This window comes from Vibrio sp. 397 (genome assembly GCF_033339395.1).
GTDB lineage: Bacteria > Pseudomonadota > Gammaproteobacteria > Enterobacterales > Vibrionaceae > Vibrio > Vibrio alginolyticus.
The window spans coordinates 51,813-65,787 of sequence record NZ_JAWOUN010000016.1 but is presented as its reverse complement, the minus strand read 5'-3'; the positions used below and the strand labels follow the sequence as shown (position 1 = coordinate 65,787).

The 13,975-nt window shown below is 47.1% G+C and carries 13 protein-coding genes; 10 read left to right on the top strand and 3 right to left on the bottom strand.

Annotated elements, in window-relative coordinates:
• Window positions 1–45: 45 nt before the first annotated feature.
• Window positions 46–852 carry a sporulation protein gene (locus R7P36_RS20480; protein ID WP_005379045.1) on the bottom strand — a complete coding sequence of 269 codons (807 nt, stop codon included), beginning with the start codon at window positions 850–852 and terminating at the stop codon, window positions 46–48.
• A gap of 296 nt (window positions 853–1,148) precedes the next feature.
• Between R7P36_RS20480 and R7P36_RS20475 the strand changes: the two genes are divergently transcribed.
• From R7P36_RS20475 to R7P36_RS20455, 5 genes are all read left to right on the top strand, one after another.
• The gene (locus tag R7P36_RS20475) at window positions 1,149–1,316 is read left to right on the top strand and encodes a hypothetical protein (RefSeq protein ID WP_005379043.1); all 168 of its coding nucleotides are present in this window, start codon (window positions 1,149–1,151) and stop codon (window positions 1,314–1,316) included.
• Between the two features lie 166 nt (window positions 1,317–1,482).
• Window positions 1,483–1,749, top strand: a complete 267-nt coding sequence (locus R7P36_RS20470; protein WP_033906580.1) for a YihD family protein — start codon at window positions 1,483–1,485, stop codon at window positions 1,747–1,749.
• 307 nt (window positions 1,750–2,056) lie between these two features.
• A complete protein-coding gene (ccoG, locus tag R7P36_RS20465; RefSeq protein ID WP_033906581.1) occupies window positions 2,057–3,478 on the top strand; it encodes a cytochrome c oxidase accessory protein CcoG in 1,422 nt (473 codons plus the stop codon).
• 48 nt (window positions 3,479–3,526) lie between these two features.
• Entirely contained in the window at window positions 3,527–4,513 is a 987-nt protein-coding gene (locus R7P36_RS20460; RefSeq protein ID WP_213900062.1) for a serine/threonine protein kinase, read from the top strand.
• 34 nt (window positions 4,514–4,547) lie between these two features.
• Window positions 4,548–5,150, top strand: coding sequence for a thiol:disulfide interchange protein DsbA/DsbL (locus R7P36_RS20455; RefSeq protein ID WP_005379036.1), 603 nt, complete (start codon window positions 4,548–4,550; stop codon window positions 5,148–5,150).
• Window positions 5,151–5,196: 46 nt separating this feature from the next.
• Here the strand turns inward: R7P36_RS20455 and R7P36_RS20450 are convergent, their stop codons facing one another.
• Window positions 5,197–6,075 carry an acyltransferase gene (locus R7P36_RS20450; protein WP_005383867.1) on the bottom strand — a complete coding sequence of 293 codons (879 nt, stop codon included), beginning with the start codon at window positions 6,073–6,075 and terminating at the stop codon, window positions 5,197–5,199.
• Between the two features lie 149 nt (window positions 6,076–6,224).
• On the opposite strand from R7P36_RS20450, the gene R7P36_RS20445 reads away from it, so the two are divergent.
• Window positions 6,225–7,181, top strand: a complete 957-nt coding sequence (locus R7P36_RS20445) for a DUF2860 domain-containing protein (RefSeq protein WP_213900057.1) — start codon at window positions 6,225–6,227, stop codon at window positions 7,179–7,181.
• Window positions 7,182–7,236: 55 nt separating this feature from the next.
• Here R7P36_RS20445 and R7P36_RS20440 read toward each other — a convergent pair whose 3' ends face one another.
• Window positions 7,237–8,760 (bottom strand): YifB family Mg chelatase-like AAA ATPase, encoded by a 1,524-nt coding sequence (locus R7P36_RS20440; protein ID WP_005383862.1) that lies wholly within the window; start codon window positions 8,758–8,760, stop codon window positions 7,237–7,239.
• A gap of 465 nt (window positions 8,761–9,225) precedes the next feature.
• Here R7P36_RS20440 and ilvG point away from each other — a divergent pair, with 465 nt between their 5' ends.
• Genes ilvG through ilvD form a run of 4 tightly spaced genes read left to right on the top strand, consistent with a single transcriptional unit; the run spans window position 9,226 to window position 13,974 of the window.
• Window positions 9,226–10,872 carry an acetolactate synthase 2 catalytic subunit gene (gene ilvG, locus R7P36_RS20435; RefSeq protein ID WP_005378960.1) on the top strand — a complete coding sequence of 549 codons (1,647 nt, stop codon included), beginning with the start codon at window positions 9,226–9,228 and terminating at the stop codon, window positions 10,870–10,872.
• Between the two features lie 11 nt (window positions 10,873–10,883).
• Window positions 10,884–11,168 carry an acetolactate synthase 2 small subunit gene (ilvM, locus tag R7P36_RS20430; RefSeq protein ID WP_005378958.1) on the top strand — a complete coding sequence of 95 codons (285 nt, stop codon included), beginning with the start codon at window positions 10,884–10,886 and terminating at the stop codon, window positions 11,166–11,168.
• 12 nt (window positions 11,169–11,180) lie between these two features.
• Window positions 11,181–12,119, top strand: a complete 939-nt coding sequence (gene ilvE / locus R7P36_RS20425; protein WP_005378953.1) for a branched-chain-amino-acid transaminase — start codon at window positions 11,181–11,183, stop codon at window positions 12,117–12,119.
• 13 nt (window positions 12,120–12,132) lie between these two features.
• Window positions 12,133–13,974, top strand: coding sequence for a dihydroxy-acid dehydratase (ilvD, locus tag R7P36_RS20420; protein WP_053308105.1), 1,842 nt, complete (start codon window positions 12,133–12,135; stop codon window positions 13,972–13,974).
• Window position 13,975: the final 1 nt, after the last annotated feature.

The following is a 13,975-nucleotide window of genomic DNA, read 5'->3' as shown; positions in this document are numbered from 1 at the left end:
ATTTGCTCTAGTATGGCACATTAGGCTTACACGTGTAAGCTTAAATTAAGACTCATGAACGGCAGTAGTTTGATCGAGATAATTGAGTACCAGTTCGCCAACTTGATCTGGCTTAGTCGTGGCAGGAATGGTCAGCTCTCGCTTGAGTTTGCCACTACCCAGTAAGCTTGCGAGCATGCCACCTTGCCCCTTGCGTGTGCGGTCAACTTCAAACCACAACTTGAGCTCTTGCTCACTGCGGTGGGCAACAAATTCTAATTCGCGCCACACGCCGTGGTAAGGTCCGTCGGTTGGCACCAGTTCAAACTCTTGCACAAATGGTAGATCGAATCCTTTCACTTCCTCGCATTCCACCTGGCGAATTCGTAAACCTTGCGCTTCAAATGCAGATAGTACCGCATCCATCAGTGGATCAGGTCGGACGGTGAGGATGTCTTTATCAGTCGGATCCAAAGCAGCAGCAACGTCTAAGCCAGTTTCTAACCATACTTTGGCATCACCAATGGTGACAGGCGTGTTCCAAGGCACATCGAGCTTAACATCGAAGGTACGCTCTTCGCCGGAATGGATGGTAAATGCGTAAGGGAGACTCCACTTAGCAAGCACATGAGTTTGAGGTACTCGGCGCATGCTGTGTCCTTCTCGCGCACCACGGTCATCAGGGGCTTCGGCGATGTAGCGGCAACAGAGTTTTAAATCAATGTTGTCGATCGCTTGTTCAGTCGCACCACCATATACATGGATAGACACATCCACACTTTGACCTGGGTATAGCACGTCTTGGTTTAAGATTGAGTCGACCTTCGCGCTCCCAATCCCAAAACTGGCAAGTGTCTTCTTCAAAAATGACATAGGCACCTCCTTCATCGAGATCTCATACTACTACTGCTGATCGTGGGATCAAACAAAAATTGCCTCGAACATCGCGACAAAATGACAAAATCTAAACAATTCAATTGCTCAACTATCGACCAATTATTACAAGGATGCTAATCTTACACTTGATATGCATGCATATCGGTATTCCTGACTCATTAACTGGATTGGCGAGAGCCAGAAGAGTGATTCTTCAATCTTGTTGGAGCCTAGCTCATAATGATTCAGGCCATTACATCGGCAATGGATATGCCTGACAGTTAGGTAAATTAATGCGCCCAACAACAGTCAGGTTCGCACACACTAATACTAGTGCAATGCGCCGCCGCAGTGGCTTTACTACTGCACCAAAGGCAAAGCAAGTTGCGCCAGCAATGACATTGGTTGAGAAGACAGCAATGATGTCGAGTGTTCCGGCCAAAGTTATCAAAGCAGCTTAATCAAAAGCGCGGCGCCAGCTGCGCTTTTTTCTTTGCACGAGACTCATAAAGCTTCAAAGACTTAGAACAAACCACGGTGAAAGAGATCGTTTTTCCTATTTGGTCTTCGCAAAGCAATTTGGTACCTTTACTGCTAATTACACCTATAAATTCTGTGGAGAAAGAAATGAAGTGTCATCGCATTGAAGAGCTGCTTGAGCTACTAGAGCCTGAATGGCATAAAGAGCAAGAGCTGAACCTATTGCAGTTCATCGTTAAGCTGGCAAAAGAAGCAGGCTATGAAGGAAAGCTAGAAGATCTGACCGACGATGTACTGATCTACCACCTTAAAATGCGTAATAGCAGCAAAGATGAAATGATCCCTGGACTCAAAAAAGACCAAGAAGACGATTTTAAAACGGCGATCCTACGCGCTCGTGGCATCATCAAATAACCAGCTCAACAGCCAGTATTCTTTAAGCGACTCTCCTGTGAGTCGCTTTTTTATAACCAAAGTTTTTAGTCCCACAATTGGTTATAACTGTTCAGCCAATTATCAGGTTAACTGTACTGATTTTTGTTGTTAAACATTGACTGCGTTAAAGAAACGGAATTGTTATTGATTGTATAATCGCCGTTCATCAGTATTTACTAAAATAATTATGTTCGGTCATCTTTATGACGGAACGAGCAGCAATGTCATCGAGCGACATCAATAGAAATGACGCCGTACATTATAAAAGCCTAAGAAGGATGAGTGCATGAGTCAGGACAAGATCGATATCAAAGATGTGACTCCTAAAACCTATAATCCCAAAACCCACAAAGGAAACGGGGATCGGTTTAACCCAAGTAATCGCATCTATGTACGCGAAAGCAAAGGGACTTACCAGAAACTGCGTCGTTACGGTGGTTGGTTCTTACTACTTCTCTTCGCTTTGATACCGTGGATCCCTTACGGTGAACGTCAAGCGATCTTGCTTGATATTGGCAACCAGCAGTTCAACTTTTTCGGTACCACCCTGTACCCACAAGATCTTACCCTACTCGCCTTGCTGTTCGTGATCGCGGCGTTTGGGTTGTTCTTTATTACCACCTTCTTAGGTCGGGTTTGGTGTGGCTATCTCTGCCCACAAACCGTCTGGACCTTCATGTATATCTGGTTTGAAGAGAAGCTCGAAGGTAGTGCCAATAAACGCCGTAAACAAGACTCCAATAAGCTGACGGCGAATTTAGCGATGCGTAAAACCGTCAAACATATAGCTTGGTTTGCCATTGCACTCGCCACTGGTTTTACTTTTGTTGGCTACTTCGTACCAATGAAGCAATTGGTTATCGACTTTTTCACCTTTAACGCCAACTTCTGGCCCGTCTTTTGGGTAATGTTCTTTGCCATTTGTACTTATGGTAATGCTGGTTGGATGCGTTCCATCATGTGTATTCACATGTGTCCTTACGCGCGCTTCCAGTCTGCCATGTTTGATAAAGACACCTTCATCGTTGGCTACGATGCAAAACGTGGGGAAAAACGTGGCCCACGTCCGCGCAAAGCCGATCCAAAGCAACTTGGTTTGGGTGATTGTATTGATTGTGACTTGTGTGTGCAGGTGTGCCCAACAGGTATCGATATTCGTGACGGCTTGCAGTATGAATGTATCAACTGTGGCGCCTGTATTGATGCGTGTGACAACACCATGGATCGCATGGGTTACGAGAAAGGCCTAATTAGTTACACCACCGAGCACCGCTTATCGGGTAAGAGTACCAAAGTCATGCGTCCGAAGCTGCTAGGCTATGGTGCCGTACTACTAGTCATGGTCGGTCTTTTCTTTGCCCAAATTGCAGCGGTAGACCCAGCCGGCATGAGTGTTATTCGCGACCGTAACCAACTGTTCCGCGTTAATAGCTCGGGAGAAGTAGAAAACACCTACACCCTCAAGGTGATCAACAAAACTCAGCAAGTGCAAGAGTACTCGTTGGATGTTGAAGGGCTATCCGATGTAAGCTGGTATGGTAAGCAGACAATTCAGGTCCAGCCAGGTGAGGTATTGAACCTGCCAATGAGTCTTGGTGCCGATCCTGACAAGCTAAACTCTGCGATTACGACAATTCAGTTTATACTCACCGATAAGAGCAACGAATTCACCATTGAAGTGGAAAGCCGATTTATCAAGAAGCTATAACTTCGATGACTAATGGAAAAAGGCTCAGTAATGAGCCTTTTTGTTTATATGTCCCAAAGTATGTTTAACTTTGACGCCCTTACCCCAGACTTTATGTGGTACGCGTTAGAAAGCATCGGCGTTCGCGCAGAATCAGGCTTTCTTCCCCTCAATAGCTACGAAAACCGTGTTTATCAATTTACTGACGAAGAGCGTCGTCGTTATGTCGTCAAGTTTTACCGTCCTGAACGTTGGAGCAATGAACAGATCCAAGAGGAGCACGACTTTACTTTAGAGCTGATTGGCAATGAGATCCCCGTCGCACCACCTGTGCGCATCAACGGTGAAACCCTGCATCACTATCAAGGCTATGCTTTTGCGCTGTTTGATAGCGTGGGTGGTCGCCAATACGAGGTTGACAATTTAGATCAGCTCGAAGGTGTAGGGCGTTTCCTTGGCCGAATCCATAAAGTCGGCAGCCGCCAAGCCTTCCAACATCGCCCTACGATCGGCTTACAAGAATACCTGTATCAACCAAGAGAGATTCTGCAAAACGCCAATATGATTCCAATGCACTTGGAGAACAGCTTCTTCAATGACTTGGATATGCTGATCAAATCAATTGAAAGCCACTGGCACGAAGGCTTCAATATGATTCGTTTGCATGGCGATTGCCACCCAGGCAATATTTTGTGGCGAGATGGCCCTATGTTTGTTGATTTGGATGACGCTCGTAACGGCCCTGCAGTACAAGACTTATGGATGCTACTGAACGGTGAACGCCAAGACAAACTGATGCAGTTGGATATTGTTTTAGAGGCTTACCAAGAGTTTTGCGACTTTAATCCTGCAGAATTGAAACTAATCGAGCCACTTCGCGGTCTACGAATGGTGCACTATATGGCATGGCTAGCAAAACGTTGGCATGACCCTGCATTTCCTCTCGCTTTTCCATGGTTTAATGAGCCAAAATACTGGGAAGGTCAGGTCCTTGCATTTAAAGAGCAGATCGCCGCTTTAGAAGAAGCACCGCTGTCTTTAATGCCTCAATGGTAAGTCAGGCCAAAAATTCAAAAATGGAGATATTTCGATGAAAAAACTGTTCGCACTGTTTTCTATGCTGATGTTAAGCCTGTCGGCACATGCAGCGCAATTCAAAGAAGGTGAACATTACAAAGTATTGGATCTTGAGGCATCAAAAAAACCTCTTGTGACGGAGTTTTTCTCTTTCTACTGCCCGCACTGTAATAGCTTTGAACCAGTTATCCAGCAACTGAAAAAGCAGTTGCCAGAAGGTACTAAGCTATTAAAAAACCACGTTTCTTTCATGGGTGGCAACATGGGCCCATCAATGAGCAAAGCCTACGCAACGATGGTTGCACTAAAAGTGGAAGACAAAATGGTGCCAGTGATGTTTAACCGCATCCACAATCTAAAGAAAGCACCACGTAATGATGAAGAACTTCGTCAAATCTTCCTTGATGAAGGTGTAGATGCGAAAAAATTCGATTCTGCATTCAAAGGCTTCGCGGTTGATTCAATGGTTCGCCGTATGGACAAGCAATTTGAAAACAGCGGTCTAACCGGCGTTCCTGCGGTTATCGTTAACAACAAATACCTAGTTCAAGCACAAAGCATCAAAACGATGGATGAGTACTTCTCTCTGGTGAACTACTTGCTGACACTAAAATAAGCACATCGATATCAATCAAAAGGGGAGCACATCGCTCCCCTTTTGTTTACTTGTAAATCTCTTGTAGTAACCGATCTTTTTCTTGCCACACATCACTCAGCCATTGCTGAAATTGCCGCTTATAGGGCTTATCGTTGAAGTAATCACCAAGCACTCGTTCATCAACGGGTAACACATTCACACGCACAACCACCTTGCCCATTCGACCCATCAATAAATCCTTGAACGGTTTATGCGTATTTTCTGGGTACGCCAACGTCACGTCGATAATGCTCTCGAACTGTTCCCCCATCGCCGCTAACGTGTACGCAATCCCGCCCGATTTTGGTTGCAGCAAATATTGATAGTTTGCTTTACTCTTACGCTGCTTTTCTTCGGTAAATCGGGTTCCTTCGACATAGTTAACCACTGTGGTTGGAGTGTGTTTGAATTTAGCGCACGAGCGACGTGTCGTTTCTAAATCTTGACCTCGCTTATGAGGGTTGCGGATCAGATACTCTCGCGAATAGCGACGCATAAATGGCATATCGAGCGCCCAACACGCCATCCCGATGAAAGGCACATACAGCAGTTGTTGCTTGAGGAAAAACTTCGGCATGGGAATACGGTCTTTAAACACGCAGCAAAGCACAACAATATCTGTCCAACTGAGATGATTACTGATCAGCAGATACCACCCGTCTTTTTTAAGCGCTTCACCGCCCTGAACATCCCACTCAACACGGTTAGATACCGCCAGAATGCACGCATTAACGGTAGCCCATAACCACATCACCTTATTGGCACAAGCGGTCGCTATCGCTTTTAGCTTTACGCCAGGAAGCAATATTTTAAATACAGCGATAACACAAATTGCGAGTGAACAAACCGCAGAATTGAGAATCACAAAAGAAGCGTTAAAAAAAAATAACAAATATGCCAACATGATAGTCAAACAACAGTGATAATGTGTGAAGAATAAAACAGCGTGTAATTATACTGCGCCTTTGCCACATTGGAACATGCGTGGGAATGGTCAGATTTGTTACCGCAACCAATATGTGCACCACTCATTCGACAACAAGGAGATAACGAATGAAACCAAGGCTACTTCTCTTGCCTTTGGCCTTTGTCGTCAGTTCTGCTCAGGCTCAACTCGCTGAAACCGCAGGTTTTGGCGGTGAAATTTCGCTGAATGCCGGATTCATATCATTAGAATCCAATTTCAATACAGAAAATAGTAACACCATCGATTCTCTCGATAAGCGTGCCGATAGTGACAGTTCCGTTATCGCTGCACCGCTAGGGAGTGTGACATACACCTTTGGTAGCCGACTCAACCACCAAGTTTACGCCGGTACCACACGCTCAGATGTCGCGGTAGGTACACTCGCTTTTCAGTTGGGCTATCAACACGAGCTACAATCTGGCACCGTGATCGATGTTTCCTATCTGCCGACGGTACTCAAAGGCGAAACTTGGCGCAACCCTTATCAAGTAGGAACCGCACGTAAAGAGACGGATGTTGACGGCAATGCGTATCGCTTTCAGATCAAAGGGTTAATTGATAAGAACTTCAACCTTGATCTTGCTTATGCTGATAAAGACATCGAGCAGGAGGAAGTGACAGACCGCTCACTTGCTCGCGATGCTAACCTTTACTATGTCAAAGGCGACTATCGCATTCCACTCAACCAAACGTCTATGTTGCAACCCGCTTTCACCTACATCAATCAAGATGCCGACGGTAAGGCGGAGTCATTTGATTCGTACGGATTTGACATTAGCTGGTTTAAATTTATCAACCGCCATCGATTGGCTCTCACCGCGGGTTACGCATGGAAAGACTATCAAGCCGCTAGCCAAACTTTTGCTAAAACACGAAATGACGACACCATCAGCCTATTTGCGGCCTACGAATATCAAAACGTATTTGACTGGCAAGACTGGTCGTTCATTTCTTTAGCCGGCTATAGCCAAACTGACTCGAATATAACGTTTTATGAGGAGAAAGAGTACCTATTGTCGCTTGGTCTCAACTACACCTTCTAACGTCCTTCATCGCAACAAAGTGCTTACAACACTTGTTGCGATGACACTTTGCTGTCTATACCGCTTGCGCCGTAAGCTGTTTCAGTAAACGGTCCATCGCTCGATACCCAAGTGCCTCAGCCAAGTGCGTTCGTTCAATTTGCTCCGCCCCATCCAGATCGGCGATTGTTCGCGCCACTTTGATAATACGATGATACGCACGAATCGAGAGCCCTAAACGATGCAAAGCGGTTTCAAGAAACTCAGCATCACTCTTATGCAAGGGACAAAACGCCTCAATTTCTCGACTACCTAGCAGTGCATTGACCTTACCACTGCGGTTTAGCATATTGTTACGCGCATGGCTCACACGCGCTTTTACGATAGCAGTCGGCTCACCGCGATCACCTCCTTCTGCTAATGTCCCTTTGGGCAAAGCTGGGATTTCTAAAGACATATCAAAGCGATCTAACAGTGGTCCAGATAATCGACCAAGGTAGCGCAAAATAGCTTGTGGATTGGTGCGCGCTTGATTGCCTTCGTAATATCCTGTCGGGCTTGGGTTCAATGCTCCAACTAATTGGAAGCGAGCCGGAAAGCGTGTTTTACCTTGCGCTCGAGAGATAATGATCTCGCCAGATTCGAGCGGTTCGCGTAACGAGTCCAGAACTTTACGATCAAATTCGGGCATTTCATCGAGAAACAATAACCCGTTGTGGGCTAAAGAGATCTCCCCTGGTCTGGGTACCGAACCACCGCCGACTAATGCCGCCATTGAACTTGAATGATGCGGAGAACGAAACGGACGCGACTTCCAGTTATGCTCATTAATTTCACTCTGAGTCAACGATGCCACCGAAGCGGTTTCCATTGCTTCTTCGTCACTCATTTCCGGTAATAAGTCACACAAACGCGAAGCCAACATCGTTTTTCCAGTACCTGGCGGGCCAAGGAAAAGTAAGTTGTGGTTTCCAGCGGCAGCAATCTCCAGTGCTCGCTTACCTTGTTGTTGGCCAATAATATCTTGTAAGTCTCGACCATGTTTTTCGATCGTTTTTCGCTTAGGCGTTTGAAAAAGATTCAGTCGATGTTGACCACAAAGCTCGGCACATACTTCCAGTAATGATTGGGCCGATTTATGTTGTTCCTTCCCCACCAGCGCCGCCTGATCGCCATTCACATGTGGGACGACCAAATGACGTTGAATCTTACTGGCTTCCAGCGCAGCAGGCAGCACACCTTTTACAGGTCTCAGACCACCAGATAGTGCTAACTCACCCACAAATTCGTAGTTTTTGAGCTTATCTGTCGCGATTTGCTCCGAAGCGGCCAAAATTCCCAATGCAATAGGAAGATCAAAACGTCCTCCCTCCTTGGGTAGATCTGCCGGAGCCAAGTTCACGGTGATCCGCTTAGCAGGAAATTGAAAATTAGAATTAATGATCGCACTGCGTACGCGATCTTTGGACTCTTTTACCGTTGTCTCTGGCAAGCCTACTAAGGTAAACCCTGGCATGCCGTTGCTGATATGAACTTCTACACTAACCGATGGCGCTTGCACCCCGACGCTTGCTCGACTATGAATGATTGCCAGCCCCATACGTTCCTCAATTTTTTTGAACACTCTGTAAACAAATGTTTTATCTAGTTGGTTATGTTATATACCGCGTCCCAATTGAGAGTTAATGTGAAAAAAGAATGACTTTTTGCTTGTCATGCAGCGGAATTGTGTGATACCACTAATGACGCAAACAATTTCGTAGAACATTACACAACATTTTTTAACGAAAAAAGAACGACAGACAGATGAACCTTTTCGCTCATATCAACGCACTGCTAGCCCTGATTATCGTGGTCATTATTGGCACCGCGCGGGGTATTGTGGGCGAAAGGTAACCACAAATTACAGAAAACCCCCGCACTGAAAAGTCCGGGGGTTTTTTTACAACTACAAGTTGTCATCTGTCTAACCCTCGGACAGTTTAACGGGAAGAATGGGAGTGCACATGAAGTGCAATAAATATGGCAATCGCTACGAGCCACAACGTAGCAAAGGAGGTTTACGATGACTGGTGCACAACTTGTCGTAGCCGCTTTAAGACAGCAAGGCATCGAAACCGTTTTTGGCTACCCCGGCGGGGCCATCATGCCAATCTATGATGCTTTGTATGACGGTGGGGTGGAACACATCCTATGCCGTCACGAGCAAGGGGCCGCTATGGCAGCTATCGGGATGGCTCGTTCCACTCAAGACGTTGCTGTGTGCATGGCAACTTCCGGCCCAGGAGCCACTAACCTTGTTACCGGCCTTGCCGACGCTTTCCTTGACTCCGTACCTCTAGTTGCCATCACAGGCCAGGTAGCTAGCTCTCATATCGGTACCGATGCATTCCAAGAAATGGATGTGATCGGAATGTCCCTAGCCTGTACTAAGCACAGCTATCTCGTGACCGAAATTGAAGATCTAGCTCCGACACTTGCCGAAGCCTTTGAAGTCGCAAAAACCGGTCGTCCGGGTCCAGTCATTGTCGATATCGCCAAAGATGTTCAACTCGCTCAAGCACCCACAGACCTTCTTCCTCCATACATAGCACCAGCAATCGAAGATGTCAGCGCTGAAGATATCAAACGTGCGCAAGATGTGCTGGCAGCATCTACTCGCCCAGTGTTGTATGTTGGTGGTGGCGTGCAACTTGCGAAAGCAACCGATGCAGTACGCGAATTTCTTCGCTTAAACCCAATGCCTGCAGTTAGCACATTAAAAGGTCTCGGTACCATTGAACGCCATGATCCTCACTATCTTGGTATGTTGGGTATGCACGGCACCAAAGCCGCCAACCTAGTGGTTCAAGAAGCCGATCTATTGATTGTGGTTGGCGCGCGTTTTGATGACCGTGTGACGGGTAAGCTCGACACGTTTGCACCAAATGCGAAAGTGATTCATATCGACATTGATGCTGCGGAGATTCATAAACTGCGCCACGCCAACGCACCATTACGTGGCGACATCAACACCATTCTTCCTCAGCTAGAGCTGACTCAAGATATTTCACCGTGGGTTCATCACAGTGAAAGTCTGCGCAGCGGCTTTAAGTGGCGTTACGACCACCCGGGCGAGTTAATCTACGCACCGCTATTGCTTAAACAACTGTCTGACATGATGCCAGATAGCTCAATTGTCTCGACCGACGTCGGTCAACACCAGATGTGGGCAGCGCAACATATCCAGCCACGCGAACCACAAAATTTCATCACTTCTGCTGGCCTTGGCACCATGGGCTTTGGCTTGCCAGCAGCGATGGGCGCTGCAGTCGCACGTCCTGATGATCAGTCTATTCTTATTACAGGTGACGGTTCATTTATGATGAACGTTCAGGAATTGGGCACGCTGAAGCGTCGTCAGATTCCAGTGAAGATTGTCCTTCTTAATAACCAACGTCTTGGCATGGTTCGCCAATGGCAGTCGTTGTTCTTTGACGGTCGCCACAGTGAAACCATTCTTGATGACAACCCAGATTTCGTGATGTTAGCAAAAGCGTTCGATATCCCGGGTAAAACCATCACCAAGAAAGAAGAAGTCGAACCTGCTCTCAAAGAGATGCTAGCGAGTGAAACTTCTTACATGCTTCACGTTTTGATTGATGAAGAAGAAAACGTGTGGCCATTGGTGCCACCTGGCGCATCAAACAGTGATATGTTGGAAAATACATAGGAGACAATCGCATGGACAGATATTTACTCGACATCAAAGCCGATGACAAACCGGTACTGTTGGAGCGCGTTCTACGTGTGATTCGTCACCGAGGCTTCGTGATCAAACAAGTCGCTGCTACGCAAAACCACGAAAGCAAAGTAGCCAGCGTCGAGATCATCGTCGACAGCGATCGACCAATCTCGTTTTTGATCAATCAAATAGAGAAGTTGTGGGACGTTCGTAAGGTTGAGGTGCTAAAAATCCGCAACGATGAACTGCCAAATCACAACTTACAACAACACGTAAGTGCATAAGGAAGGCAACAAATGGCAACGAAAACTGCAGATTTCATTTGGTTTAATGGTGAGATGGTTCCATGGGCAGAGGCGAACGTTCACGTTCTGACTCACGCAATGCACTATGGTACATCCGTGTTTGAAGGCGTGCGCTGTTACAACACACCAAAAGGCCCAATTGTCTTCCGTCACCGTGAGCATGCACAACGTCTAAAAGATTCTGCCAAGATTTACCGCTTTCCGATCCCTTTCTCTGTAGAAGAAATCATGGAAGCGACCCGCGAAACACTGCGCCAAAACAAACTCGACAGCGCTTACATTCGTCCATTGGGTTTTGTCGGTAATGTTGGCTTAGGCGTATGTCCACCAGTTGGCACTGAGATGGATCTAATCATTGCAGCATTTCCTTGGGGCTCTTACTTAGGCGAAGAAGCGCTAGAAAAAGGTGTCGATGCGATGATTTCAAGCTGGAACCGCGCTGCGCCAAACACCATCCCAACTGCAGCTAAAGCAGGCGGTAACTACCTATCTTCACTACTGGTTGGTGGTGAAGCGCGTCGTCACGGTTACGACGAAGGTATTGCGCTAAGCGTAGATGGTTACCTATCGGAAGGGGCTGGTGAAAACATCTTCGTTATCAAAGATGGCGTAATCACCACACCACCAGCAACTAGCGCGATTCTACCGGGCATCACTCGTGACTCGATCATGACAATTGCACGCGATAAAGGCTACGAAGTACGTGAAGCGAACATTGCTCGTGAAGCCCTTTACCTTGCCGATGAAGTCTTCATGACAGGTACTGCGGCTGAGATTGTACCAGTGGCAACCATCGACAAGATTGAAGTGGGCACTGGTAAGCGCGGCCCTATCACTAAAGAACTACAAGCAGCCTACTTTGGCCTATTTGACGGCACCACGGAAGATAAGTGGGGCTGGTTAGACTATGTGTACCCAGAACAGAAGTAAGAAGGATTAGGAAATGCCAAAATATAGATCAGCTACCACCACACATGGTCGTAACATGGCGGGTGCACGAGCACTGTGGCGTGCAACGGGTGTGAAAGAAGAAGACTTCGGTAAACCAATCATCGCCGTTGTAAACTCGTTTACTCAATTTGTTCCGGGTCACGTACACCTGAAAGACATGGGCCAGCTTGTAGCGCGTGAAATCGAAAAAGCCGGCGGCATCGCAAAAGAATTCAACACCATCGCGGTTGATGATGGTATCGCAATGGGTCACGGCGGCATGCTGTACTCACTGCCTTCACGCGAACTTATCGCAGACTCTGTGGAGTACATGGTCAACGCGCACTGTGCCGATGCCATGGTATGTATCTCTAACTGTGACAAAATCACTCCGGGAATGTTGATGGCATCTATGCGTCTCAACATCCCGGTTATCTTTGTTTCTGGTGGTCCAATGGAAGCGGGTAAAACCAAGCTTTCTGATCAGATCATCAAACTAGACCTTGTAGATGCGATGATCCAAGGCGCGGATCCAAAAGTGTCTGATGAGCAAAGCGAGCAGATCGAACGCAGCGCATGTCCAACGTGTGGATCGTGTTCAGGCATGTTCACTGCAAACTCAATGAACTGTCTAACGGAAGCACTGGGTCTTTCTCAACCAGGTAACGGTTCTATGCTGGCAACGCACGCTGACCGTGAACAACTGTTCCTTAATGCAGGTCGTCGCATCGTTGAACTGACTCGTCGTTACTACGAGCAAGATGACGAATCAGCACTGCCGCGCAACATCGCTACGTTTGATGCCTTCGAAAACGCAATGGCACTGGATATTGCAATGGGTGGCTCAACCAACACCATTTTGCACCTACTTGCCGCGGCGCAAGAAGGTGAAGTGGATTTCGATATGGAAGATATCGATCGCCTATCACGCCAAGTACCACACCTATGTAAAGTGGCACCATCTACCCAGAAATATCACATGGAAGACGTGCACCGCGCTGGTGGTGTAATGGCTATCCTTGGTGAGCTTGACCGTGCAGGTCTTCTACACAATGATGCGCGCACCGTGCTTGGCCTTTCGATGAAAGAGCAGCTGGCGAAATACGACATCATCCAAACTGAAGACGAAGAAGTACTCAAGTTCTACCGCGCAGGTCCTGCAGGTATTCGTACTACACAAGCATTCTCACAAGATTGTCGCTGGGATCGACTTGATGATGATCGCGCTGAAGGTTGTATTCGTGCCAAAGACAATGCTTTCAGCCAAGAAGGTGGCCTAGCCGTTCTATCAGGCAATATCGCATTAGATGGTTGTATCGTTAAGACTGCTGGTGTGGATGAGAGCATTCATAAATTCACTGGCCCAGCCGTAGTATTTGAAAGCCAAGAAGACGCCGTAGAAGGCATCTTGGGTGGCAAAGTAAAAGCTGGCGACGTGGTAATTATCCGTTACGAAGGCCCTAAAGGTGGTCCGGGCATGCAAGAAATGCTTTACCCAACCACTTATCTAAAATCGATGGGCCTTGGCAAAGAGTGTGCACTTCTGACTGACGGCCGTTTCTCTGGCGGCACATCAGGTCTGTCAATCGGTCACGCCTCTCCTGAAGCAGCAAACGGCGGTGCAATTGGTCTGGTAAAAGAAGGCGATATGATCGCAATTGATATTCCAAACCGTTCAATTTCACTCCAAGTGTCTGAACAAGAACTTGCTGAGCGCCGTGCAAAACAAGACGAACTAGGCTGGAAACCAGTTGACCGCCAACGTGAAGTTTCATTTGCACTCAAAGCGTACGCGAGTATGGCAACCAGTGCTGACAAGGGTGCAGTACGAGACAAGTCGAAGCTAGAGGGCTAGC